The organism is Aquitalea sp. FJL05, assembly GCF_003852595.1.
Classification (GTDB): domain Bacteria; phylum Pseudomonadota; class Gammaproteobacteria; order Burkholderiales; family Chromobacteriaceae; genus Aquitalea; species Aquitalea aquatilis.
On sequence record NZ_QAJS01000009.1, the window covers coordinates 480,846 to 503,896 of the forward strand.

The 23,051-nt window shown below is 60.6% G+C and carries 22 protein-coding genes; 15 read left to right on the forward strand and 7 right to left on the reverse strand.

All coding sequences use genetic code 11. The features are described from left to right. Nucleotides 1-13 precede the first annotated feature (13 nt). Together DBR44_RS10305 and DBR44_RS10310 are read left to right on the forward strand one after the other, a co-directional pair. A complete protein-coding gene (locus tag DBR44_RS10305) occupies nucleotides 14-898 on the forward strand; it encodes a neutral zinc metallopeptidase (RefSeq protein ID WP_124643972.1) in 885 nt (294 codons plus the stop codon). A gap of 259 nt (nucleotides 899-1,157) precedes the next feature. Then, complete coding sequence (locus DBR44_RS10310; protein ID WP_103524561.1) at nucleotides 1,158-1,508, forward strand: hypothetical protein; 351 nt, start codon at nucleotides 1,158-1,160, stop codon at nucleotides 1,506-1,508. Nucleotides 1,509-1,566: 58 nt separating this feature from the next. Here DBR44_RS10310 and DBR44_RS10315 read toward each other — a convergent pair whose 3' ends face one another. Then, the gene (locus DBR44_RS10315; RefSeq protein WP_124643973.1) at nucleotides 1,567-2,832 is read right to left on the reverse strand and encodes an Hsp70 family protein; all 1,266 of its coding nucleotides are present in this window, start codon (nucleotides 2,830-2,832) and stop codon (nucleotides 1,567-1,569) included. Between the two features lie 531 nt (nucleotides 2,833-3,363). Between DBR44_RS10315 and DBR44_RS19495 the strand changes: the two genes are divergently transcribed. From DBR44_RS19495 to DBR44_RS10355, 8 genes are all read left to right on the forward strand, one after another. After that, on the forward strand, nucleotides 3,364-4,506 hold the full coding sequence (locus DBR44_RS19495) for a methyl-accepting chemotaxis protein (RefSeq protein WP_158613592.1): 1,143 nt from the start codon (nucleotides 3,364-3,366) through the stop codon (nucleotides 4,504-4,506). Nucleotides 4,507-4,710: 204 nt separating this feature from the next. Then, complete coding sequence (locus DBR44_RS10325; RefSeq protein WP_124643975.1) at nucleotides 4,711-5,082, forward strand: response regulator; 372 nt, start codon at nucleotides 4,711-4,713, stop codon at nucleotides 5,080-5,082. 11 nt (nucleotides 5,083-5,093) lie between these two features. Then, on the forward strand, nucleotides 5,094-5,393 hold the full coding sequence (locus tag DBR44_RS10330) for an STAS domain-containing protein (protein WP_124643976.1): 300 nt from the start codon (nucleotides 5,094-5,096) through the stop codon (nucleotides 5,391-5,393). 2 nt (nucleotides 5,394-5,395) lie between these two features. Next, nucleotides 5,396-7,543 carry a chemotaxis protein CheA gene (locus DBR44_RS10335; protein ID WP_124643977.1) on the forward strand — a complete coding sequence of 716 codons (2,148 nt, stop codon included), beginning with the start codon at nucleotides 5,396-5,398 and terminating at the stop codon, nucleotides 7,541-7,543. 39 nt (nucleotides 7,544-7,582) lie between these two features. Next, nucleotides 7,583-9,244 (forward strand): methyl-accepting chemotaxis protein, encoded by a 1,662-nt coding sequence (locus DBR44_RS10340; RefSeq protein ID WP_124643978.1) that lies wholly within the window; start codon nucleotides 7,583-7,585, stop codon nucleotides 9,242-9,244. 10 nt (nucleotides 9,245-9,254) lie between these two features. Further along, entirely contained in the window at nucleotides 9,255-9,797 is a 543-nt protein-coding gene (locus DBR44_RS10345; RefSeq protein WP_124643979.1) for a chemotaxis protein CheW, read from the forward strand. Further along, a complete protein-coding gene (locus tag DBR44_RS10350; RefSeq protein WP_124643980.1) occupies nucleotides 9,797-10,657 on the forward strand; it encodes a protein-glutamate O-methyltransferase CheR in 861 nt (286 codons plus the stop codon). Before DBR44_RS10345 ends, DBR44_RS10350 begins: the two co-directional genes overlap by 1 nt. A gap of 4 nt (nucleotides 10,658-10,661) precedes the next feature. Beyond that, entirely contained in the window at nucleotides 10,662-11,741 is a 1,080-nt protein-coding gene (locus DBR44_RS10355) for a chemotaxis response regulator protein-glutamate methylesterase (RefSeq protein ID WP_124643981.1), read from the forward strand. Nucleotides 11,742-11,859: 118 nt separating this feature from the next. Here DBR44_RS10355 and DBR44_RS10360 read toward each other — a convergent pair whose 3' ends face one another. Next, the gene (locus tag DBR44_RS10360) at nucleotides 11,860-12,948 is read right to left on the reverse strand and encodes a site-specific integrase (protein ID WP_124643982.1); all 1,089 of its coding nucleotides are present in this window, start codon (nucleotides 12,946-12,948) and stop codon (nucleotides 11,860-11,862) included. A 414-nt stretch (nucleotides 12,949-13,362) separates the two neighbouring features. Here DBR44_RS10360 and DBR44_RS10365 point away from each other — a divergent pair, with 414 nt between their 5' ends. Further along, nucleotides 13,363-14,502 (forward strand): PleD family two-component system response regulator, encoded by a 1,140-nt coding sequence (locus tag DBR44_RS10365; protein ID WP_124643983.1) that lies wholly within the window; start codon nucleotides 13,363-13,365, stop codon nucleotides 14,500-14,502. Nucleotides 14,503-14,859: 357 nt separating this feature from the next. Continuing rightward, complete coding sequence (locus DBR44_RS10370) at nucleotides 14,860-15,924, forward strand: DNA-binding protein (protein WP_158613593.1); 1,065 nt, start codon at nucleotides 14,860-14,862, stop codon at nucleotides 15,922-15,924. A gap of 247 nt (nucleotides 15,925-16,171) precedes the next feature. Here DBR44_RS10370 and DBR44_RS10375 read toward each other — a convergent pair whose 3' ends face one another. The 5 genes from DBR44_RS10375 to DBR44_RS10395 form a co-directional block, all read right to left on the reverse strand. After that, nucleotides 16,172-16,654, reverse strand: coding sequence for a GAF domain-containing protein (locus DBR44_RS10375; RefSeq protein ID WP_124643985.1), 483 nt, complete (start codon nucleotides 16,652-16,654; stop codon nucleotides 16,172-16,174). 119 nt (nucleotides 16,655-16,773) lie between these two features. Then, nucleotides 16,774-17,514, reverse strand: a complete 741-nt coding sequence (gene phbB, locus DBR44_RS10380; RefSeq protein ID WP_124643986.1) for an acetoacetyl-CoA reductase — start codon at nucleotides 17,512-17,514, stop codon at nucleotides 16,774-16,776. A 122-nt stretch (nucleotides 17,515-17,636) separates the two neighbouring features. Further along, nucleotides 17,637-18,521 carry a ribosome small subunit-dependent GTPase A gene (rsgA, locus tag DBR44_RS10385; protein ID WP_124643987.1) on the reverse strand — a complete coding sequence of 295 codons (885 nt, stop codon included), beginning with the start codon at nucleotides 18,519-18,521 and terminating at the stop codon, nucleotides 17,637-17,639. Then, the gene (locus DBR44_RS10390; protein ID WP_124643988.1) at nucleotides 18,518-18,844 is read right to left on the reverse strand and encodes a 4a-hydroxytetrahydrobiopterin dehydratase; all 327 of its coding nucleotides are present in this window, start codon (nucleotides 18,842-18,844) and stop codon (nucleotides 18,518-18,520) included. The genes rsgA and DBR44_RS10390 overlap by 4 nt, the downstream gene beginning before the upstream one ends. Continuing rightward, nucleotides 18,841-20,088 (reverse strand): M48 family metallopeptidase, encoded by a 1,248-nt coding sequence (locus DBR44_RS10395; RefSeq protein WP_124643989.1) that lies wholly within the window; start codon nucleotides 20,086-20,088, stop codon nucleotides 18,841-18,843. The genes DBR44_RS10390 and DBR44_RS10395 overlap by 4 nt, the downstream gene beginning before the upstream one ends. 73 nt (nucleotides 20,089-20,161) lie before the next feature. Here DBR44_RS10395 and orn point away from each other — a divergent pair, with 73 nt between their 5' ends. From orn to DBR44_RS10410, 3 genes are all read left to right on the forward strand, one after another. Beyond that, nucleotides 20,162-20,707 (forward strand): oligoribonuclease, encoded by a 546-nt coding sequence (orn, locus tag DBR44_RS10400; protein ID WP_124643990.1) that lies wholly within the window; start codon nucleotides 20,162-20,164, stop codon nucleotides 20,705-20,707. Nucleotides 20,708-20,847: 140 nt separating this feature from the next. Then, nucleotides 20,848-22,500 carry a glucose-6-phosphate isomerase gene (pgi, locus tag DBR44_RS10405; RefSeq protein WP_124644032.1) on the forward strand — a complete coding sequence of 551 codons (1,653 nt, stop codon included), beginning with the start codon at nucleotides 20,848-20,850 and terminating at the stop codon, nucleotides 22,498-22,500. After that, nucleotides 22,493-22,996: a CinA family protein gene (locus DBR44_RS10410; RefSeq protein ID WP_124643991.1), complete on the forward strand. Its 504-nt coding sequence runs from the start codon at nucleotides 22,493-22,495 to the stop codon at nucleotides 22,994-22,996. Before pgi ends, DBR44_RS10410 begins: the two co-directional genes overlap by 8 nt. The last annotated feature ends 55 nt before the right edge of the window (nucleotides 22,997-23,051 follow it).

The following is a 23,051-nucleotide window of genomic DNA, read 5'->3' on the forward strand; positions in this document are numbered from 1 at the left end:
AAGGAGAGCTGGCATGCGTTGGGATGGCAATCGTGAAAGTAACAATGTAGAAGACCGCCGTGACGAGGGCGGTGGTGGCTCTCCCGGGTTCAGGCTGGGTGGCGGCGGTATCGGTCTGGGTACGATTGCCATTGGCCTGGTGGCCTGGCTGGTGTTTGGTGCCAACCCGCTGCAGGTCATCTCGGCGCTGAGCGGTGGCGGGCATCAGCAAGTGCAGACCCAGCCGCAGCAGCCCAAGGTGCATTCTGCCGAAGAACAGCGCGAGGCCAAGCTGGTGCGCGTGGTGCTGGCGGATACCGAGGATGTGTGGGGGCAGATTTTCCAGCAGCGCGGTGCCAGCTACCAGCAGCCCAAGCTGGTGTTGTTCAGCAATAGCACGCCGACCGCCTGTGGTCAGGGGCAGTCGGCCATGGGGCCGTTTTATTGCCCGGCCGACCGCAAGGTGTATATCGATCTGGCCTTCTACCGCACGCTGAATCAGCAGCTGGGTGCACCGGGCGAGTTTGCCGAGGCTTATGTGATTGCGCATGAGGTGGGGCACCATGTGCAAAACCTGCTGGGTATTTCCGGCAAGGTGGATGCGGCACGGCGTGGTGCTTCGGAGCGCAAGGCCAATGCCTTGTCGGTGCGGCTGGAATTGCAGGCCGACTGCTTTGCTGGGGTGTGGGGCAGCCATGCCGACAAGGCGCGGCACATTCTGGAGGGCGGTGATCTGGAGTCGGCGCTGAATGCGGCCTCCAAGATCGGCGATGACACCTTGCAGCGTTCCGCCGGGCAGGCCGTGGTGCCGGATTCCTTCACCCACGGCAGCAGCGAGCAGCGCGTGCGCTGGTTCCGCCGTGGTTTCGACGGTGGTGATATCGCGCAGTGCGATACCTTCAGCGCCAATCCGCTGTAAGAACCTGTTTACGCTCTGCGAGACTCGGGTGATCCTGCGTTGACAGGTCGTTCACCATGCTCATGGATGCCCTGTCCATTGCGCTTTTTCACGCCCTTTCGCCTTGGCTGACCCTTCGTTGGCTAAATCGTGAATTGCTGCTTGGGCGGGGCAGGCTATGCGAAGCGACTAATTGCAGGGGCGATGGGCCTGTATGCCCCATCTGGCGTGGCTTTGTGGTATTCTTGCGCCCCTCTTGATTGTGACCCGTCACCCATCCATGAAAGATCCCTGCGATCACTACACCTTCGACCTGATTGGCGGCGTGCAGAAAAAGCCCGGACGCAAGCCGCTGGGCGAGCGCGCCATGACGGTGGCCGAGCGCAAGCGCCGCAGCCGCGAGCAGCGCCGCAACCGCTTGCAGGAGCTGTCGGTGACGGTGGAGTTGAGTCGTGATGCACAGAAGTCGCTGGACAAGATGATCGAGTGGTGGGGGGTGAGCAAGAAGGAAGCGATCAACCGTGCGCTGCAGATTGCCTGCCAGTCGCAGACCGGGCGCACCGGCATGCTGTTTGATCTCGACCTGCCGCCGGCAGCCACAAAAAAAGCCCCGCGCAAGCGCCAGGGCTGATTCACTGCACCTTCTTTGTCAAAGGGCTGCTCCGTTTGGGCAGCCCTTTTTGCATCTGTCAGCCGTAGCGTTTTTTCGCTTCGATGGCCAGGCCGCTGCCAATGCTGCCAAACAGATTGCCCTCCACGTGGTGAGCATTGGGCAGCAGTTGCTGTACGCACTGACGCAGCGCGGGGACGCCGCTGGAGCCGCCGGTAAAGAACACGGTGTCGATCTGGCTGGCGCTGATGCCGGCATCGGCCAGCAGGCTGCCAATGGTTTTGCCGATCTGCCCCAGCATGCCGTCAATGGTCTGGTTGAACTGTTGGCGCAGCAGTTCGGCATACAGTCCGTCTTCGATTAGTTCCAGTTGCAGCTGATGGCGCTCCTGGCTGGAGAGGGCGATCTTGGCTTCCTCCACCTGCATGGCCAGCCAGTGGCCGGCGCGTTCCTGAATCAGCTTGAACAGGCGGTCGAACGCACGCGGGTCTTCCACGTCGCGATGAATATCCTGCAAATCCATCCACGCCTTGCGGGTGTAGGCAAAGTTGATGGTGTGCCAGGTGGCGAGGTTGAAGTATTGCGCCGAGGGCATTTCGGCATTGTTGCGCAGGCGGCTCTTGAAGCCGAACAGCGGCATCACGCCGTGCAGGCTCAGCTGCTTGTCGAAGTCGGTACCGCCGATATGCACGCCGCCGGTGGCCAGGATGTCCGCGCGGCGGTCGTCCAGCTCACGTCTTTCCGGCGACAGGCGCACCAGCGAAAAGTCCGAAGTGCCGCCGCCGATATCGACGATCAGCACCAGCTCTTCGCGGGTAATGGAGGATTCGTAGTCAAAGGCGGCTGCCAGTGGTTCGAACTGGAAGGAAATCTCCTTGAAGCCCACCTGGCGGGCAATCTGCGCCAGGGTTTCTTCCGCCAGCGCGTCGGCCTTGGGGTTGTCATCGACAAAGAACACCGGGCGGCCCAGCACCACTTGTTCGAAGGGGCGGCCAGCGGCACGGTCGGCGCGCTGCTTGACCTCCTGGATGAACAGGGTGAGCAGATGGCGAAACGGCAGGGCGCGGCCTTGTACCTCGGTCTGGCTGTCGATCAGGCTACTGCCCAGCAGGCTTTTCAGCGAGCGCATCAGGCGCCCTTCATAGCCTTCGGTGTATTCCAGCAGGGCGCGGCGGCCAAATACCGAGTGGTCCTCTTCGTAATTGAAAAAGACAACCGAGGGCAGGGTGATCTTGCCGTCTTCCAGCGGAATCAGGGTGTCTGCGCCAGGGCGCAGCCAGCCAACCGTGGAATTGGAGGTGCCGAAGTCGATGCCGCATGCCTGCGCAGCGCTGCTAGTAGTCATTGATGCCATCCCGAAAAGCGAGGCGGGATGGTACGCGCAATGGCGCTTTTTGTGAAGGGCCGCGCAGGGGTGTTGTGGCTTGTCGGGCGGATGGCCGGGCGGCGGTTGACTTTTGCCGCACAGCGGATTTTTCCGCACTCTCCGTCAGTGGGCTGGCGGTCGCTGCTGGTGTTCTGCCTCGCGCGTGTTGGTCAAGAATAGCAAGATGACCTTGCGGTGTTACCTGCTGCGCAATCTGCCGGACATCGCTATCGGCGGCTTGCAGCTAAAAGCACCATCAATATTACTGTTAATGAAATATGTAAAATAATGAATTAATTTCAAATCCACATTGACAGCCTGGGGATGCTGAACTTTGTTGAACAACAGCAGCTAACAAGGCCGGTTTGGCAAAATCTGCCGATAAAGCTGATCCAATTTCAATAAATTCGCTTGTGCATACAGGATGCAATCGCCGTGGGTACGCCTGCGGCCACCTGCTGTGCCGTGAAAGCGATAGCGGGTGGGGGTGTCAACATGGTGTCACGGGGATTGAGTCTGGCCATCTTGGCGTCCGCCAATGTCCTGGTCTGGCTGGGAAACCATGCTCTGCCGCTCTGGCTGCTGGTGATTTTCTCGTTTCTGGTCAGCGCCACCCTGCTGTTGCTGGTCAGCGCCAAGCCTGCCGAGCCGGCAAATACCACGTCTGAACCCTCGCCGGAAAACACCAGCGCACCGCATGAACTGGATGGCCAGCTCAACCTGATCGAGCAGGTGATCCAGAAGTGGGGCGGCAATCTGCAATTGGTCATCGCGCAGTCCACCCAGGGTGGCAACCAGGTGGCGCAGAGCCTGGCCGATATTGCCGGCGGCCTGCACGCGACGATTGACTCTTCACGGTCGGCAAGCGGTGAGGCGGGTAGTGACAGCCTGGGCGGGCTGGTGGATGCCGCGCGCCAGCGCAGCCAGGAAATTGCCCAGGTGCTGGCCGAGATCGTCAGCCACCGCCAGATCATCATCGATGAAGTCGCCAGCCTGACCACCTTTTCTGCCGAACTGCGCACCATGGCCGAGGATGTCGGCAAGATTTCCAGCCAAACCAATCTGCTGGCCTTGAACGCCAGTATCGAAGCCGCACGGGTCGGTGAATTCGGTCGCGGTTTTGCCGTGGTGGCCGACGAGGTACGCAAGTTGTCGCTGCTGTCGGCGCAAACCGGGCTGCGCATGACCGAAAAGGTGGAAATCATCAATGCCGCGCTGGAGCGCACCCGCAGCAGCACGCTGGAGCTGGGCGCACAGGACGTGCAAAAAGGCAAAAGCGCCCTGCAGCTGCTGGATGCCTCGGTGCAGGATTTCAGCCAGGCGGCCGGCCAGCTGGCCACCATCAATCACGACATGCAATTGCACGGCAAGCAGGTGGAGGGGGATCTGAATACCTCGCTGATTGCCATGCAGTATCAGGACCGGGTGTGCCAGATCTTGCAGCACGTCGGCAACGACCTGCAGTTGATGCATGGCCATGTGCAGGCATTGCGCGATGCCGTGCGCCAGGGGCAGAGCTTGCCGGTCGCCAGCCCAGCCGAATGGCTGCGGCGTCTTGAGTCCACCTATACCACGCTGGAACAGGCGGCACTGCACAAGGGTGGCAGTCAGCAGGCCGTGGCGGCGTCCAACGGGGATGTGGATTTCTTTTAAGAACCTGTTCATGGTCTGCTGCGCGTCGGTGATGCTGCGTTAAAAACGTCTGCGGAATGCTCATTTACGTCATGTAAATTCCGCTTCCTTAGTCGTTTTCGCCTTGTCTCACTCTAGCTCGCGAGACCTTGAGCAGGCTCTAAGGCCCAGGACGCAGGTCCGGCATCGGTAGCAGAACCATTTCATTGCCAGGGAGAGCCGAAAATGGCCAGCAAATCCGTATTGATTGTGGACGATTCCGCCAGCATCAGGGCGACCGTCAGTATCGCGCTCAAAGGCGCCGGTTATAACGTGATCGAAGCCTTGGACGGCAATGATGCCCTGTACAAGCTGCAAGGCACCCGTGTCAATCTGGTGATTTCCGATGTCAACATGCCTGGCATGGATGGCATCACCTTGCTCAAGCGCTTGCGCGAAGGCCCGGCCACCCGTTTTCTGCCGGTCATCATGCTGACTACCGAAGGCAGTGACGACAAGAAAAACCAGGGGCGCGAAGCCGGTGCCAAGGCATGGGTGGTCAAGCCGTTTGATCCGGTCAAGCTGCTGGATGCGGTAGCCAAGCTGATTCAGCCCTGAGAGGTCCTGCCATGTCGCTGACCCTCAGTCATGAGCAGGATGTGTGTCAGGCCGCCTTCAGCGGCGAGCTGACGATCTACACCATGCACGAAGTGCAGGATGCCTTGCTCGGTTTGCTGCAGCACCCACGGGTGCAGCTGGACTTGTCCGCACTCAGCGAACTGGATGGCTGCGGCCTGCAGCTATTGCTGTTGCTGCAGGCCAAATCCGCCGCTGCCGGGCACGCGTTGCGGCTGTTTGGCAGCAGTCCGGTGCTGGACGAAATAGGGCTGTTGATCGGCATGTCGTTGCCGCCACACGCAGAGGATTAGCAATGGATCTGAGCAAGGCCAAGGCCATCTTCTTTGAAGAGTCCCAGGAATTGTGCACGGCGCTGGAAAATGCGCTGCTGCACCCGGACATCTATCCGCCCAATGCGGAAACTTTCAATCTGCTGTTTCGTACTGCCCATACCATCAAGGGTTCGGCCGGTATTTTCGGGCTGGACGCGCTGGTGCGCTTCGCTCATGTGGTGGAGAACGTGCTGGAGCGCCTGCGCTCGGGCGAGGTCGAGCTGAGTGATGACCTGGTCAATCTGCTGCTCAACTGCAACGACCACCTGCGCCTGCTGCTGGAGGCCGCCAACGGCAATGAGGAGCAGGCGGTGCAGGACCTGCCGGAAGGCGCAGCACTGCTCAAGTGGCTCAGTGCCTACCAGCAGTCATCCTCCACTGCCGGGGTGACGGCTCCGGTCCTTGCAGTGACCAGTCCGGTCGCCGCCGAGCTGCCGGCGACGGCAGAGCAAAGCCAGAGCCCGTACTGGCAGCTGTCGCTGCGTTTTCATCCCGACACCTTTCGCCATGGTTTTGATCCCTTGTCCTTCTTGCGCTATCTGGGGCAGCTGGGCGAGGTGCGCAGCATCGAGCTGGTCTGGCGCGCCACGCCCCAGCTGGAAGAACTGGACCCGACCGAGTGCTTCATCGGCCTGGACCTGGCGCTGGATTCCGGTGAAAGCCTGGACAAGATCGCCGGCACCTTTGAATTCATCGAGGAAGAAAGCCTGATCTGCATCCTGCCGCCGCATGCGCCGCTGGCAGATTACCGTGCTGTATGGCAACGGCTGGACGAGCCCGAGCAGTTGCAGCGCTGGCTGCAACGTGCGGCGCTGACGCCGGAGGAGGCTCGGCGCGTCAGTGAGGAGGTGCCGCTGGAGGCTCAGCCCGCCGTGGTGGACGAAGACAAGCCGGTAGCCAGTGCCAGCGCGGCGGCCAAGGCCGTGCCGCGCAGTGAAAACCAGTACATCCGCATCGAGGCCAGCAAGCTGGACCGCTTGATCAATCGGGTGGGCGAACTGGTGATTGCCTCGTCCGGCACCAAGCTGATTGCGCAAAGCCGTGGCGATGCCGAGCTGCTGGAGTCAGTGGCCATCATCAATACCCTGGTGGAAAGCATTCGCGATGACGCGCTGACCCTGCGCATGGTGCCGGTGGATGAGGTGTTCAGCCGCTTCCCGCGCATGGTGCGTGAAGTCTCGCGGCAACTGGACAAGGCCATCCAGCTGGAGATCAAGGGGGCTGATACCGAAATCGACAAGTCCATGGTGGAAAAGCTGACCGACCCGCTGATGCACATCGTGCGCAATGCCGTTGATCACGGGCTGGAACAGGCGGACAAGCGGCGTGCCGCCGGCAAGCCGGAAGTGGGCACCATCACGCTCAATGCCTATCACGATGCCGGTTCGGTGGTGGTGGAAGTCAGTGACGATGGTGGCGGCATCAATCGCGACAAGGTGCTGGCCAAGGCCACCGAGCGCGGCTTGCTGGCCGACGGCCGGCCGCTGAGCGACCAGGACATCCTGCAGCTGATTTTCCTGCCGGGCTTCTCCACTGCCGACGCGGTGAGCGATCTGTCCGGTCGCGGAGTCGGCATGGATGTGGTGAAGCGCAATATCGAGGCGCTGCGCGGCGAAATCGAAATCCAGTCCACGCCGGGCGTCGGTTCCACCTTCCGCCTGCGGCTGCCGCTGACGCTGGCCATCATCGATGGCTTCCGGGTGGAGGTAAACGACTCGGCGCTGGTGATGCCGCTGGACATGATGATCGAATGCGTCGACATGCCGCAGGAGGCCATGAACCAGCACTCCCGCCAGGTAAACCTGCGTGGCGACTGGCTGCCCTTTGTCTCGCTGCGCGAGCTGTTCGGCCTGCCGCCGGCCAGCGGGCCGGAGTTCATCGTCATTGTCCATTACGGTGAGCATCGTGCCGGCATCGTGGTGGACAAGCTGATGGGCGAAGTACAAGCAGTCATCAAGCCGCTGGGCGAGATTTTCAAGTCACTGCGGGGAATCAGTGGCTCCACCATCCTCGGCAATGGCAAGCCGGCGCTGGTGCTGGACATTCCCCAGTTGATCCAGCACGCCTGCCGGCGTGAGCGTCGTACCATCCGCCAGCGTGCCGAAGCGCTGGTGAGCGATAAGAACTAAACCCGCATTGCCTATTTTCTAACAGGTCCGGAGGCTGCCATGAACTGGTTTCACACACTGCAGGTTAGAAACAAGCTGACCATTGCCTTTTCGCTGGTGTTGGCATTTCTGTTATTGCTGGGAGTGCTGGCTTACTCCTCTACCGACAAGATGACTGGCCTGACCGTCAATATGTATGAGCGCGAGCTGATACCGGTAAGGGATCTGGGCCATGCCGCGCGTTATGCCATGGCCTGTAATCGTTCGCTGTACCGCTATATCGCCGAGACTGACACCAAGGTCATGGACCAGGTGGACATCAATATCGGCAAGTTTGAAAAGGAAATGAATGGCGCGCTGGATCACTACCGTAAAACGGCACTCAGCCCGCAAGAAGTAGACGCGCTGCGGCGCTTTGATACCGCCTGGGCGGCCTATGAGGGCTATGCGGCTGAAGTCAAGAAGCTGTCCTACACCGATAACGGTAATGGCGAAAACAACAAGCTGGCATTGAAGATCATGTCGGAAAAGGCCCGGCCTACCTTCGACAGCATCAACAGCATCATGACCGAGCTGATCGATGCCAATCTCAAGCAGGCCAGTGCGGAGATGGATGAAAGCAAGGCCACCAGCGGGCATACCCTGGAAATGATCCTGGTCATCGTGCTGCTGGCCATCGTGGTGAGTATCGTGGTGGCGCTGCTGGTGATTCGCAGCATCCTCAGCCAGCTGGGTGGTGATCCGGCCTATGCCATGCAGGTGGTGTCGCGGGTGGCTCAGGGTGATCTGTCGGTGCCCATCCGCCTGCGCAGCAATGACGATTCCAGCCTGCTGTTTTCCATCAAGGGCATGGCACACCGCCTGTCCGACACGCTGTTGGAGGTTAGCTCCATGTCCGAATCAATCGGTTCGGCCTCGGAGCAGGTGTCGGCCACCGCCAATTCGCTGGCACAAACTTCGTCGGAGCTGGCGGCCAGTGTCGAGGAAACCAGCGCCTCGGTCGAGGAAATGGCCGCTACGGTTACCCAGAATGCCGACAATGCCCGCGTCACCGAAGGCATTGCCGCCAAGTCGGCCAGCAGCGCCACCGATGGCGGCCGTGCCGTGGGTGACATGGTGCATGCCATGAAGGAAATCGCCTCGCGCATTACCGTCATCAACGATATCGCCAACAAGACCGATTTGCTGGCCATCAACGCTGCTATCGAAGCGGCCCGTGCCGGCGAGCATGGCAAGGGTTTTGCCACAGTGGCGGTGGAGGTGCGCAAGCTGGCCGAGCGCTCGCAGGTGGCCGCCAAGGAAATTGGTGATCTGGCCGGGCGCTCGGTGGGCGTGGCCGAACGTGCCGGTGTGCTGCTGCAGGAAATGCTGCCGGGCATCGACCAGACCGCGACCCTGGTGCAGGAAATCTCCGCCGCCTCGCGCGAGCAGCGTACCGGCATCGACCAGATCAACAGCGCAGTGACCCAGATCAGCAGCGGCATGCAGTCGTCGGCATCTTCCGCCGAAGAGCTGAGCTCCACCTCGGAAGAGCTCAGCTCCGCCGCCATGCAGCTGCAAGAGCTGATGCAGCAGTTCAAGCTGCGCGGTGGTCGCAGCAGCATGCGCAAGCTTGGCCATGGCGCAGGGAGCACGCGCAAGGCCAGTGCTCCGCCACCGCAGTCGCACGGTGATGACGATTTTGACGACGAGATAGACGACGACAAGTTCACCAAGTACTAGGAGCAAGACCATGAAAGAACGTCTTGAACCTGTGGCCGGCGCCGCCACCGACAGCAAGTTTCACTGCGTGACCTTTATTCTCGGTGAGGATCTGTTTGGGATTGAGATCAACTTCATCCGCGAGATCATCGAGTTTGATGGCATCACCCAGGTGCCGATGATGCCCGGCTTTGTGCGCGGCATCATCAATCTGCGTGGCTCGGTGGTGCCGGTGATTGATCTTTCCATCCGCTTTGGCCGAGGCATGACCGAGCTCAAGCCCTCCACCTGTGTGGCCATTCTGTCGCTGCCAGGGCTGGAAAGCGGCTATAGCGAGGTCGGCATCCTGCTGGATGCCGTGTGCGAAGTGCTGGAAATACCGCGCCGCGACATCGACCCCTCGCCCAGCTTTGGTGCCAGCATTCGCGGCGACTTCATCGAGGGTATTGCCACCATCAACGAGCGCTTTGCCATTTTGCTGAATGTGCAGCAGGCCTTGTCGGTGTCCGAGCTGAGCGCCATGGCCGAGTCGGCCAGCCTGCAGTATTTCAGCGATGAAGCCGAGGTCAGCTAGTGTTTGGCCCGGGACCGCTATTGGGGCGCGATCCGGTGCTGAGCGATCAGGAGTTCAGTCGCTTTCGCCGTTTCATCTACCAGGAGGCGGGCATCGACCTGCCGCCGGGCAAGCTGGCCCTGGTGCAGTCGCGCCTGTCCAAACGCATCCGCCAGCTGCAGCTGGATAGTTTCATGGCCTACTGGCAATTGCTGCAGGGGGCGGAGGGCAGGGTGGAGAAGCAAAGGGCGATCAACCTGCTCTCTACCAATGAAACCTATTTTTTTCGCGAGCCGCAGCACTTTGACTGGCTGCAGCACCATGTGCGCGAGCTGCATGGCCAGCGCCGTGGCGCGATCCGTATCTGGTCGGCCGCCTGCTCGACCGGGGAGGAACCGTACAGCATCGCCATGACGCTGGCCGATAGCCTGGGCCTGCATGGCAACTGGCAGGTGTACGCCAGTGACATCAATACCCAGGTCACGGCATTTGCCCGGCGTGGCGTCTACCTGCACGACAGAGTGCGCAGGACGCCGCCAGCCATGTGGCGCAAATACTTGCTGCGCGGTATCGATGAATACAGCGGCAAGGTCAGGGTGCTGCCGGAACTGGCGCGCAAGGTGGATTTTTCCAATATCAACCTGCTGCATTGCGAAGACTTTCGCCAGGCGCAGTTCGATGTGGTGTTGCTGCGCAATGTCCTGATCTACTTCGATGGCGAGACCAAGCAGCAGGTGCTCAGCCAGCTGTGTAGCAAGATCCGCCCTGGCGGCTATCTGCTGATCGGTCATTCGGAGTCCTTGCGCAATCTGGACCTGCCCTTGCAGCAAGAGCAGCCTTCGCGTTACCGCCATGTGCCGGTCAGCCATACACAAAGGTGAGAACATGCCGATTCGGGTGCTGATTGTCGATGATTCCGCCGTGGTGCGGGAAGTGCTCAGCCAGATGCTGGCCGCCGCGCCGGATATCCAGGTGCTGGGTGCCGCGCCCGACCCGCTGTTTGCCATGCAGCGCATGAAGCAGCAATGGCCGGATGTGATCGTGCTGGATATCGAAATGCCACGCATGGACGGCCTGACCTTTCTGCGGCAGATCATGGCCGATCATCCCACTCCGGTCATCATTTGTTCCTCGCTGACCGAAAAAGGCGCGCACATCACGCTGGAAGCGATGGCTGCCGGCGCGGTGACCATCATCACCAAGCCTGCACTCAATCTGAAGTCATTCCTGCAAGGCAGCGCGCAAGAGCTGATCCAGCAAGTGCGTGCCGCGGCCGGAGCCCGAATGGGCGCGGTCAAGCGCATCCTGCATGGCGCAGCGGCATCGGCCGGCCCGGCGCCCAAGCTGACCGCCGATGCCGTGCTGGAAGCGCCATCCGGCCGGGCCATGTTTCGTACTACGGAAAAAATCATCGCCATCGGCACCTCCACCGGTGGTACTCAGGCGCTGGAGTACATGCTGCCACGGCTGCCGGCTACCTGTCCGGGCATCGCCGTGGTGCAGCACATGCCGGAAAAATTCACCACTTCGTTTGCCGAGCGGCTGAACCGGCTGGCCAAGGTGGAGATTCGTGAAGCCTGCAATGGTGACCGCCTGCTGCCCGGCACGGTGCTGATTGCTCCGGGTGGCAAGCATTTGCTGATCAAGCGCAATGGTGCGCAGTACCAGGCCGAAGTAAAGGACGGCCCGCTGGTGTCGCGCCATCGCCCTTCGGTGGATGTGCTGTTCCGCTCGGTCGCGGTCAGCGCCGGCAAGAATGCGGTTGGCGTCATCATGACCGGCATGGGCGACGATGGCGCGCGCGGCATGCGCGAGATGCGTGATAACGGTGCCCGTACCCTGGCACAGGATGAGGAATCCTGCGTGGTATTCGGCATGCCCAACGAGGCCATCCAGCACGGTGGTGTGGACGAGGTGATGTCGCTGGAAAAACTCACGGTGATGCTGGCGGGCCTGCGTGCCTGATGCAGATGATGTGGCGTGGCATGTCGGGCGGGGCTGCTGGGCTGGCAGGAGCGGATGGCCGGTGGAAGTCCGCCTTCAGCCAACAGGTATGCGCCCGCAGAGGCTGATCAGTAAAAGATTACTCTGAGCGGGTAAAGCGATGTCGTTGGGAGAATTCGTGCCGCGCCTCGTCTTCGCTGTGCAGGTAGCGGCGGGTGGTCTGGATGCTGGCGTGGCGCAGGTTCTGGCTCACCATCAGCAGCGGCACGCCCGCTTCCAGCTGATGACTGGCCGCAGTGTGGCGCAGCCAGTGGGTGCTGGCCTGCAGTAGCTGGCTGCGACTTTGCGGGTCTTCGCAATGGCTGGCGGCGCGTTTGAAGATTTCCTGGCAGATCAGGTAGATCGCCTTGTCGCTGACCCCGTGCAGGCTGTCCTTGCCTTGCCCGGGAATGCGGCACAGCAGGGGCGTGTCTTCGGCGTGCTGGGGGAGGCGGCCCAGTCCCAGGCTGTGGCGATAGTCGCCCAGTGCCTGCAGCAATTCATCGGATACCGGTATATCGGCAGTGCTGCCGCCTTTGCCATGTACGCGCCACCACCATTGTTGCCGCCGCTGGCTGATGTCACCCATGCGGGCTGCGGCTACTTCCTGCCGGCGTGCGCCGGTGAGGTAGAGCAGGGTGAGCAGCCAGCGGGCGCGGGCTGCTTGTAGTTGCTCGCGGTGCGTGTTGTGTGGCAGGTGTTGCAGTGCGCTGAGAATGGCTTGCCAGGCGGCGTGGTCGAGAAAGCGTTCCACCGGGCGCGTGTCCAGCGTCTGGCGCTGGCGCAGCAGCTTGAACGGGTTGCCATGGCGGTAGCCGGCTTCGCTCAGATAGCTGAACAGGGCGGACAGAATGGTGAGGGCCTGGCGGATGCTGGCGGGCTTCAGTGGCCCGGTAAATGGTTTCCAGTGCGCATGCTGGCGTGGCCGGGCTGGTCCTATCCAGCGTTCTGCTGGCCAGGGTGCTTGCAAAAAGCGCTGGTAGTCCAGCACATCCTCCCGCCGCACGGCTTGCAGGCTCTTGTGGCGATCTGTCAGCCACAGCAGGAAGCGCTCGGTCTCCTTGCGATAGCTGCGCAAGGTGGCCGGGCGGTCGATGAATTCGCTCAGCCATAGCAGGACGGCCTGCTGGTCGGACTGGGCGGCGATCAGGGCGTCGGGGTGTCGGGTGTCGGGCAGGATATTGGGCATGGGCTTGCCGATTCTAGGGCGGCATGGTGCGGTGGACAAGCACTCTTGCAGCGTTGTGGCGGTGTTGGTGCTTGGCCGGGTGGGCTTGGGGCCTGTTAACGCTATTTTTTTCACGGCGGCGGATGTTGAGGGGATGCAATGCGCGAAAAACCGCGCGCCGCTCAACATCCGCCCCGCAGGGCAGGCCGGATTAGCTTGCCACTGCTGCGTTGTCGGATTTGCGCTTGGGGCCACCAAGCGCTGCACCCTCCGCCTTGCATTGACAACCTTTCAGGGCCTGCGCCGCAGAAAACATAGTGTTAACAGGCCCTAGTCCAGCTGACTTTGCTGATGTCGCTTGAATAGGACTGGTGTTGGCAGCTATAGAAGAGAGACTGAGTACTTAGATAGGTAAGGGGAAAAGGTGTTTCAGGCATGAACGAAAAAGCAAAAATACTGGTGGTGGACGATGTGGAGACGGTGCGGCGGCTGCTGAAAATGGGCTTGTCGCGTAGCTTTGAGGTGGTGGATGCCAGTAGCGGCGAGGAGGCGCTGGCGATGCTGAGTGAGGTGCGTCCGGCAGCCATCTTGCTGGATGTGGAAATGCATCCCGGCATCGATGGCTTTGAGACTTGCCGCCGCATCCGGGCAAATGAAGAGTTTGCGCAGGTGCCGATCGTATTTGTGTCGGCGCGCGAGGAGATAGAAGACCGACTGGCCGGCTACGAGGCTGGGGGTGAGGATTATGTCGTCAAACCGTTTTCTGCGCCGGAACTGGTAGCGAAGTTGCAGCGGCTGATTGACTCCACTGTTGAGCGTGGCAGGCTGAATGGATTGGCCCGTGATGCCAGCTGTGCTGCCATGACCGCCATGCAGAGCATGAGCGAGATGGGGGCCTTGCTGGAGGTGGTGAAGCGTTTGGGTACGGCATCCACGGTGCTGGAGCTGGCGGATGCCATGGTGGCTGGTGTGGCGCTGTATGGGCTGGAGTCTTGCGTGCAGGTGCGCGTGCCGACCGGTGGGATAACGCGTTGTCGCGGTGGTGAGGCTAGCCCGCTGGAGCTGTCGGTGATGGATCATCTGGTCGGCATGGGGCGTCTGGTGCAGTTCAAGGCGCGCATGGTGATCAACTATCCGGTGGTGTCCTTGCTGGTGCGCGACATGCCGCTGGGGGATGAGGATCGCTGCGGCCGCTTGCGTGATCACCTGACCATGCTGGTGGAAACGGCAGATGTGCATGCTGGTGCGCTGGCTGCGCTGGAGTTGGCGCGGAATCGTGATGAGGAAATCGTGCGGCTGGCCTTGCGCATGACCGAGGTGCTGGGAGAGGTGGACAGGGCGCAGCGGGATAACCAGGTTTCCAGTCGCATTGCGCTGGAAAATGTGCGGCAACGGGTGGATGCGGCTTATGTGTCGATGATGTTGACGACGAATCAGGAGAATGTGCTCAATCGGGCGCTGGATGAGGGGGTGGATGAGTTGCTGAACTCGCAGGCGGATATTTCGGATCTGCAGAATCGCTTGTCGCAGATGGTGGCGGATTTGCGCCAGGTGGCGGGAGATGCTTCGGCCTGATGTGAAGTGGTGCTTGGTAAGGCCCGGCTTGCATGCCGGGCTTTTTTGTTTTTGGAGGGGGCCGTTGCTGGTGGCTTTGGTGTGGGGTGTTGTTATGCAGGATGGTGTGCGGTCGGCATCGATCATGCATTGATGCTGGCTTGCGGTGTCTAAAGAAGGGTCGGCAAGAGGGCTCTGGGAAGGAGGGGCTTGCTGCATGGTGGCTGGTATTTTGAAATTTTCTGAAAGAAACATCCGATAAGTACAGTAATCGGAAATAATTGTAGCGATTGTGTAATAAAATAATGTAATACGTAATAAATAATATTTTATGCTTGTGATAAAATGTGCTCATTCAACTGAAATGGTATGGTTGGCATGGCAACTGACATCTATTCACGCATTCGGCAGGTGGCTTTTGAATTGGTGGGGGAAGGGGTGTGGCCTACCGTGGTGGAGGTGCGCAGCCGCTTGGGTACCGGTTCCAATACCACCATCAACAACACACTCAAGGAGTGGCGGCAGGAGTTTCTGGCGCGTATGGCCAGTTCGGCCCGTCATCCGGATTGGCCTGCCGGCCTGGCCGAGGCATTCGGCTTGATCTGGCAGCAGTCTTGCACCGCGGCCGAACAGCAATGGGAAGCGGTACGGCAAGAGGCCGAGCAGCAAGTGGCGGATTCGCTCCAGGCACAGGCGGCGGCCCAGGCCCAGCTGGAAACCACACAGGCTTCCTTGCAGTCAGCCTTGCGTGAGCTGGAGCTGCGGGCAGTCCGTCTGCAGGAGCTGGACGGCAAGCTGCAGTCTGCCGAGCAGCGGCATGTTTTGCTGGAGTCGAACAGCCAGCGGCTGGGTGAACAGCTGGAAGCCAGCAGGCTGGAGGCGCAGCAAGTGCGCCGAGATAGTGATGAGCGGGTGGCCGAGCTGGAGGCGCGGCATGAGCAAAGGCTGCAAGAGGCACGGCAGGAGGCCGAGCGGCGTGAGAGCCTGGCTTATGAGCGGCTGGAAGGCTTGCGGTTACGCCTGTATGAGCAGGTCGAGGAGGAGCGCCAGGCCATGAAGCTGGCGACGGCGGCCTTGCAGGAGGAGTTGCAGGCGGCGCGGCGCCAGGTATTGCAGGTGGAGCAGGTGTGGCGTGAGCGACTGGCCGAGCGGGATCGCGAATCCGGCAAGCAGGCGGCGCGGCTGGAAATGCTGGAGCAGCGCAATATCGAGTTGCAACAGGCGGCCGAGCGCCAGTCGGTGCTGGGGGAGCAGGCCAATGCCCGATTGCTGGATATGGCTGGGGAAAATGCGCGGCTGGCTGGGGAGATGGCGGCGGGGCTGGAGCGACAATTGCATCGGCTGGCCTCTGCCATGCATGATGCGCGTCAGGATCTGGCTGTGCTGGATGAGGCTGGCATGCGCGAGTGGGTCAGCAGGCAGTTGCAATTGCCCCTGGCCTGAATGGATGGTTGAAGAGCAGATGCATGGCCGCATCTGCTCTTCAGCTTATTGACACACCCATCTCGCTTTCCGAAAGGAAGGCGAGTCTCCCTTGCAGGGCAAGGGCGGGGGTTGGGAATCAATGGGAAGGCCGCCGGATCAATACAGTGAGCAGAAAGGCCCGGCTTTGCCGGGTCCGGTGAAATCGCCCCCGTTTACTTTGTCAGCAGCCTGAAAGCAGATACCTTACGCATCTGCTTTTTTTGGGTTAAAACAGGTGCTGTAGCGCCTGACAGATGCTTTCCAGATATTGTGCGTCGCTGGCGTCGAACTGGTCGAGTTGAGCGGAGTCCACGTCCAGCACAGCGACCACTTCGCCGGCTGCATTGCGTACGGGGACAACGATTTCCGAGCGGGCGCTGGATGAGCAGGCAATGTGGCCGGGAAAGGCATCGACATCCGGCACGATCAGCGTGCGGTTTTGTGCCCAGGCGCTGCCACATACCCCTTTGCCATGCGGGATGCGGGTGCAGGCAATCGGCCCCTGAAAGGGGCCAAGCACCAGTTGCTGGCCCTTGACCAGATAAAAGCCGGTCCATAACCAGTCAAAGCTGGCGTGCAGTGCTGCGGCCAGATTGGCCAGTGCGGCAATCTGGTCGTCTTCGTATTGCACCAGTGCCTGTGCTTGCGGCAGCAGGGTCTGGTATTTTTCTTCCTTGGTTTCGCCCTGAATGGTCAAATGTTCAGCCATATCTTGCTCTGATGTGAAATTCAAGGCCGTCAGCATAGCAGAATGCCGCGCATGAAGAGGGCAATAAAAAACCCGGCGCGATGCCGGGTTTTTGTGCGGTATCCCTTGTGGAATCCGGCTTACATCATGTGCTGGCCGCCATTGATGGCCAGGTTGGCACCGGTCATGAAACCGGCAACATCGGAGGCCAGGTAGTTGATCAGGCCGGCGATTTCTTCCGGCTTGCCCAGGCGGCCCACCGGGATGTTGGCGACGATCTTGTTGCGTACTTCTTCCGGTACGGCCATCACCATGTCGGTGGCGATATAGCCCGGGGAGATGGTGTTGACGGTGACGCCCTTGCGGGCCACTTCCTGTGCCAGCGCCATGGTGAAACCATGCATGCCGGCTTTGGCGGCGGAGTAGTTGGTCTGGCCAAACTGCCCTTTCTGGCCATTGATCGAGGAAATATTGATGATGCGGCCAAAGCCGCGCTCCACCATGCCGTCCAGAACCGGTTTCACCATATTGAACAGCGAATCCAGGTTGGTCTTGATGACCGCGTCCCAGTCATCCTTGGTTTGTTTCTTGAAAGTGCCGTCACGGGTAATGCCGGCATTGTTGACCAGTACATCCACTGCGCCGACTTCCTGCTGGGCCTTTGCCAGCATGGCAGCGCAGGCTGCGGTATCGGTGACGTCACACTGGTAGGCGTGGATGTCGGCAAAGCCCATGCCCTTCATGTCGGCCAGCCAGGCCTGTTCCTTGCCCGGTTTGCTGTAGGTGGTGATGACGGTGTGGCCGGATTCGGCCAGAGCCTTGCAGATGGCGGTGCCAATGCCGCCCATGCCTCCGGTTACGAGTGCGATGCGTTTTGTCATGATGCTGGCTCCTTGTCTTTGTTGGGGCGAAAAACTCGCTGATCTGAAGTCTGATATGACTTTTTTCTTACCAGAATATGAGTCCTGCACCGAATTGTAAACAGGCCAGATGACAAAACGTTTTATGCAGAATGATTTAACAATTCATTACTTAAACGTTGTAGTAAATCCAGTCTTTGCCGGGATATCGTGCCATCTTCTGCGGCCTGTTTGATTGCGCAATCAGGCTCCTTGCGGTGGGTGCAGTTGTGGAAACGGCATTGGCCGATCAGCGGGCGCATTTCCGGGAAGTAGTGCAGCAGGTCGGTGGCCTGCAAATGCTTGAGGCCGAATTCCTGCAGGCCGGGGGAGTCGATCAGGTCGCTGCCCGCCGACAGGGTATCCAGATGATAGAGCGTGGCGTGGGTGGTGGTGTGCTTGCCGGAATCCAGTGCTTCGGAAATGTCGCCGATGCGGGCGTTGGCCTCGGGCAGCAGGGCGTTGGTGAGGGTGGACTTGCCCATGCCGGACTGGCCGACAAAGACGCAGGTTTCACCATCCAGCAGCGGCAGCAGCGGGCTCATGTCTTCTTTGGCCGACAGGGTGATCATCTTGTAGCCGAGCGCGGCATAGGGCTGCAGCTTCTCGATCAGCGCGGCGGTTTCCGGCAGGTCGGCCTTGTTGATCAGGATGACCGGGTCGATGTCGGCGGCCTCGGCGGCAATCAGGCAGCGATTGAGCAGTTCTTCGTTGGGACTGGGAACGGCGGCAATCACAAACAGAATGCGGCTGACATTGGCGGCAATCACCTTGGTCTTCCAGTCGTCCTGACGGTACAGCAGGCTGCTGCGTGGCAGGCTTTCCTCGATGACGGCCTGTTCCTTGTTCTGAATCAGGATTTCCACGCGGTCGCCGCAGGCGAAGTCCACCCGTTTGCCGCGGGTGGAGCAGCCGTAGGTCTGGCCTTCGGCCTCCACGATGAAGCGGCGGCCATGGCTGCGGATGATCTGTCCGATGGCTGCTCTCATGCCTGGCCTTGCAGCGCTTCGGTTTTCGCCGCGCAAATGAAGTCGTTGAGAGTCAGGCCGCCGGCGTCGTGGGTGCTGAAGTGCACCACGGCGCGGTTGTAGTGCACCGACATGTCTGGGTGGTGGTCTTCCTGATGGGCAATCCAGGCCAGGGCATTTACAAAAGCCATGGTTTGGTAATAGTCGTCAAAACGGAAAGTCTTGCACAGCTCGATACCTTTGACTTCCCAGTCAGGCAGGGTGGTCAGGAATTGATTGATGGTGCTGGCATCCAGCGGGCTTTTGCCGTGCTGGGCCTCGCAATGCAGGGCGAGCAGATTCATGGACGGGCTCCTTGCAGATGGGCGATGCGCAGGCTCGCCGGAGGGTGGGAGTCGTAAAACGCCGAGTGCAGCGGGTCTGGTGTCAGGGTCGAGGCGTTGTCACGATAGAGTTTGACCAGTGCGGCGACCAGATGGTGCGCATCGGACTGGCTGGCGGCAAATTCGTCTGCCTCGTATTCGTGACGGCGCGACAGCAGGCTGGACAGCGGTGTCAGCGGAAAAGTAAAAGCCGGCACGGCAAGGAAGAACAGGATCAGCGCCATGGCGGTGCTGGGTGTGCTGACGCCCAATGCCTGGTAGAACCAGCCGGCATGCAGCAATTGACCCAGTATGAACAGAAAGCCCAGCGACAGGGCAAAGGCAAAACCGATGCGCTTGACGATGTGCTTGCGTTTGAAATGGCCCAGTTCGTGCGCCAGTACGGCTTCGATTTCCTCTGCCGACAGCTGCTTGAGCAAGGTGTCGAAAAACACGATGCGCTTGGCGCTGCCAAAACCAGTGAAGTAGGCATTGCCGTGGCTGGAGCGGCGCGAGCCGTCCATCACGAACACGCCCTGGCTGGTAAAACCAGTACGTGCCAGCAGGGCTTCGATGCGCTGTTTCAGCGCCAGGTCTTCCAGTGGCTGGAAGCGGTTGAACAAGGGGGCGATCAGTGTGGGGTAGAGCGCCACCATCAATAGCTGGAAGGCCGACCATACCAGCCACACCCACAGCCACCACAGCGGCCCGGCCTGGGCCATCAGCCACAGTACCAGCGCCAGCAGGGGGAGGCCGATCAGCGCGCCGATGGCACTGCCCTTGATGGCATCCAGCACAAACATGGTCAGCGTCATCTTGTTGAAGCCGAAGCGCGCCTCGATACGGAAAGTGCTATACAGCGAGATGGGCAGGCTGATGGCGGAGGTGAGCAGGGTCAGGGCCACGACCAGCAGCAGGCCGCTGCCGATTTCACCCAGAGCCAGGCCGCTAATCTGCCGTGCCAGCCAGTCGAGTGCACCGCCCAGCGTCAGGCCGGCGATCAGTGCGGTGTCGATACAGCTGGACAGCAAGCCCAGCCGGGTTTTGGCCATGCTGTAGTCGGCGGCATGCTGGTGCTGCTGCAGTGTGATGGCGTCGGCAAACTCTGCCGGTACGCGGGCGCGATGGCGCGCAATATGGCGGATGTGGCGCAAGCCCAGCCACAATTTGAGAATCAGGGTCAGCGCCAGAGCGCCCAGAAAGAGATAGCGGAATGCCTCGGTCATGATTTACGCAGGTGGGTTTGCCGCCGCGGCGGCAATGAAGGAAAATGCTTGGGTTTCGCAAAGATTGGACAGTATGGCACAAGATCAGAACAACCTCATCTGGCTCGACATGGAAATGACCGGGCTGAATCCTGAAACCGACCGCATTATCGAAGTGGCGATGATTGCCACCGACAGCCAGTTGAATGTGCTGGGGCAATCGCCCGTGCTGGTGATCCACCAGCCGGACAGCGTGCTGGACGCCATGGATGACTGGAACAAGAATACCCACGGCAAGAGCGGCCTGATTGCCAAGGTCAAGGCCGCCACCCTGAGTGCGGCCGAGGCCGAGGCGACGTTGCTGGCCTTCATGGCCGAGTATGTGCCGGCCCGTACCACGCCGATGTGTGGCAATACCATCCATCAGGATCGCCGTTTCATGGTGCGCTGGATGCCGCAGCTGGAGGAGTATTTCCACTACCGCAATCTGGATGTGTCCACGCTGAAGGAGCTGTGCAAGCGTTGGCGGCCTGAGGTGGCGCGTGGCGTGGTGAAACGCGGCAAGCACGAAGCGCTGGCGGATATCGAGGAATCCATCGAAGAGCTGAAATACTACCGCGAGCACTTTCTCAAGGTGTGATGTAGTGCTGGCACTACAGTGGTAACATGCATTTTGCCAAGGGGACGCCAGTCCCCTTTATTCTTGCCAGCCCGGCCATCGGTGGCGGGGTGAGTAAAGCACAATCCAATTCCATTTTTGAATGCAGCCATCTCACGACCATGTTTGACGACAGCAAAACCGGTATCAATCACAGCCCCGTCTGGGCTCGGCTGCACCAGCATCAGCGTGCCACCCGTTTCATGCAGATGCGTGAACTGTTTCAGACCGATGCCCAGCGTTTCCAGCGTTTTTCTTTGCAACTGGATGGCTTGTTGCTGGATTACTCGAAAAACCGTATCACCGAACGCACGCTGGAGCTGTTGATCGATCTGGCGCACGAGGCGGATCTGTCAGGCTGGATGCAGCGCATGCGCCGCGGTGAACGCATCAATGTCAGCGAACGGCGCTCTGTACTGCATACCGCGCTCCGTCTGCCCGCGTCGGCCAGCCTGCTGCTGGATGGGCAGGATATCGTGCCCGAGGTGCATGCCGTGCTGCAGCGCATGCGGGTTTTCAGCGACAAGGTACGCAGCGGGCAGTGGCTGGGCTACACCGGCCAGCCGATACGCGATGTGGTGAACCTGGGTATTGGCGGCTCGGATCTGGGGCCGCTGGTGGTGAAAGAGGCGCTGTCGGCCTATGCCCATCCTGCGCTGAAGGTGCATTTTGTCTCCAATGTCGATGGCCAGCATATCGCCCGTACGCTGGAGCAGCTGGACCCGGCCACCACGCTGTTTGTGGTGGCGTCCAAGTCGTTTACCACGCCGGAAACCCTGCTCAATGCCGAGGCGGCCAAGGCCTGGTTTTTGCAGGCTGGAAGCCAGGGCGACATTGCCCGGCATTTTGTTGCCGTGTCTACCAATGCGCCGGCCGTGCAGGCTTTTGGCATTGATACCGAACACATGTTCGGCTTTTGGGATTGGGTGGGTGGGCGTTATTCGGTCTGGTCGGCCATTGGCCTGCCGGTGATGCTAGCCGTGGGCTACGACAGCTTCCGCCAGTTTCTGGATGGCGCGCATGCCATGGATGAACACTTCTTCAATGCGCCACTGGTACAGAACATGCCGGTGCTGCTGGCGCTGATCGGCATCTGGTACAACACCTTCTATCAGGCGCATACCCACGCCATCATGCCTTACGACCACGGCCTGCGCCGTTTGCCAGCGCATATCCAGCAGCTGGACATGGAGTCGAACGGCAAGCGGGTGGGGCGTTTTGGTGCACCGCTGGACTTCGATACCGGACCGGTGATCTGGGGCGAGGAAGGGGCCAACAGCCAGCATGCCTTTTTCCAGCTGCTGCATCAGGGTACTCGCTTGGTGCCTTGTGATTTCATCGTGCCGATGAACAGTCATTACGGGCTGGAGCAGCAGCACCGCGTGCTGGTGGCCAATTGCTTTGCCCAGTCCGAGGCGCTGATGCGCGGCAAGAGCGAGGCCGAGGTGATGGCTGAATTGCCTGATCTGCCGGGCGAAGAACTGGACATGCTGCTGCCGCAAAAGCTGTTTCCGGGCAATCAGCCCTCCAACACCATTGCGCTGGACCAGGTCACGCCCCACACCCTGGGCATGCTGCTGGCGCTGTACGAGCACAAGGTCTTCGTGCAAGGGGTGATCTGGGGCATCAATTCCTTCGATCAATGGGGCGTAGAATACGGCAAGCAGCTGGCCCGGCGCATCCTGCCCGAGCTGGATGCCGCTGCCGCCGCACCTGCTGCACACGACAGCTCAACCCACGGTTTGATTGAATATTTCAGGAGCGTGCATGGATAAGCAGGCAGCCGCGCTGGCGGCACAACTGGGCGAGCAGCTGCTGGCACGAGGCGAAACCGTGGCCACGGCAGAGTCCTGCACCGGTGGCATGATTGCCGCCGCGCTGACTGATATTGCCGGCAGCTCGGCCTGGTTCGGTTATGGCCTGGTAAGCTACAGCAATGAGGCCAAGCAGGATCTGCTGGGGGTGCAGGCCGTTACGCTGGCCGAGCACGGTGCCGTCAGTGAGGCCGTGGTGCGGCAGATGGCTGCAGGAGCGCGTGAGCGTGCCGCTGCTGATTGGGCGGTGGCTGTTTCCGGTATTGCCGGTCCGGGGGGTGGTTCGCCAGCCAAGCCAGTGGGCACGGTATGGCTGGCGCTGGCCGGGCCGGATGGACTGAGTCAGGCCTTTGTCTGCCACTTTGCCGGTGATCGGGCGGCGGTGCGGCAGCAAACCGTACTGACGGCGCTGGGTCGTTTGCTGCAGTTGATCGAGAGCAGCGTGCTGTCTGCCTGAGCCTGCCCGGTGCAGGGCGTAAATGTGTGCAGGGAATAAGAGCGGCTAACAAAAT

Coding starts and splice junctions, on each gene's coding strand:
- DBR44_RS10305 (WP_124643972.1), top strand. CDS start 14: ATGCGTTGGGATGGCAATCGTGAAAGTAACAATGTAGAAGACCGCCGT.
- DBR44_RS10310 (WP_103524561.1), top strand. CDS start 1,158: ATGAAAGATCCCTGCGATCACTACACCTTCGACCTGATTGGCGGCGTG.
- DBR44_RS10315 (WP_124643973.1), bottom strand. CDS start 2,832: ATGACTACTAGCAGCGCTGCGCAGGCATGCGGCATCGACTTCGGCACC.
- DBR44_RS10325 (WP_124643975.1), top strand. CDS start 4,711: ATGGCCAGCAAATCCGTATTGATTGTGGACGATTCCGCCAGCATCAGG.
- DBR44_RS10330 (WP_124643976.1), top strand. CDS start 5,094: ATGTCGCTGACCCTCAGTCATGAGCAGGATGTGTGTCAGGCCGCCTTC.
- DBR44_RS10335 (WP_124643977.1), top strand. CDS start 5,396: ATGGATCTGAGCAAGGCCAAGGCCATCTTCTTTGAAGAGTCCCAGGAA.
- DBR44_RS10340 (WP_124643978.1), top strand. CDS start 7,583: ATGAACTGGTTTCACACACTGCAGGTTAGAAACAAGCTGACCATTGCC.
- DBR44_RS10345 (WP_124643979.1), top strand. CDS start 9,255: ATGAAAGAACGTCTTGAACCTGTGGCCGGCGCCGCCACCGACAGCAAG.
- DBR44_RS10355 (WP_124643981.1), top strand. CDS start 10,662: ATGCCGATTCGGGTGCTGATTGTCGATGATTCCGCCGTGGTGCGGGAA.
- DBR44_RS10360 (WP_124643982.1), bottom strand. CDS start 12,948: ATGCCCAATATCCTGCCCGACACCCGACACCCCGACGCCCTGATCGCC.
- DBR44_RS10365 (WP_124643983.1), top strand. CDS start 13,363: ATGAACGAAAAAGCAAAAATACTGGTGGTGGACGATGTGGAGACGGTG.
- DBR44_RS10370 (WP_158613593.1), top strand. CDS start 14,860: ATGGCAACTGACATCTATTCACGCATTCGGCAGGTGGCTTTTGAATTG.
- DBR44_RS10375 (WP_124643985.1), bottom strand. CDS start 16,654: ATGGCTGAACATTTGACCATTCAGGGCGAAACCAAGGAAGAAAAATAC.
- phbB (WP_124643986.1), bottom strand. CDS start 17,514: ATGACAAAACGCATCGCACTCGTAACCGGAGGCATGGGCGGCATTGGC.
- rsgA (WP_124643987.1), bottom strand. CDS start 18,521: ATGAGAGCAGCCATCGGACAGATCATCCGCAGCCATGGCCGCCGCTTC.
- DBR44_RS10390 (WP_124643988.1), bottom strand. CDS start 18,844: ATGAATCTGCTCGCCCTGCATTGCGAGGCCCAGCACGGCAAAAGCCCG.
- DBR44_RS10395 (WP_124643989.1), bottom strand. CDS start 20,088: ATGACCGAGGCATTCCGCTATCTCTTTCTGGGCGCTCTGGCGCTGACC.
- orn (WP_124643990.1), top strand. CDS start 20,162: ATGGCACAAGATCAGAACAACCTCATCTGGCTCGACATGGAAATGACC.
- pgi (WP_124644032.1), top strand. CDS start 20,848: ATGTTTGACGACAGCAAAACCGGTATCAATCACAGCCCCGTCTGGGCT.
- DBR44_RS10410 (WP_124643991.1), top strand. CDS start 22,493: ATGGATAAGCAGGCAGCCGCGCTGGCGGCACAACTGGGCGAGCAGCTG.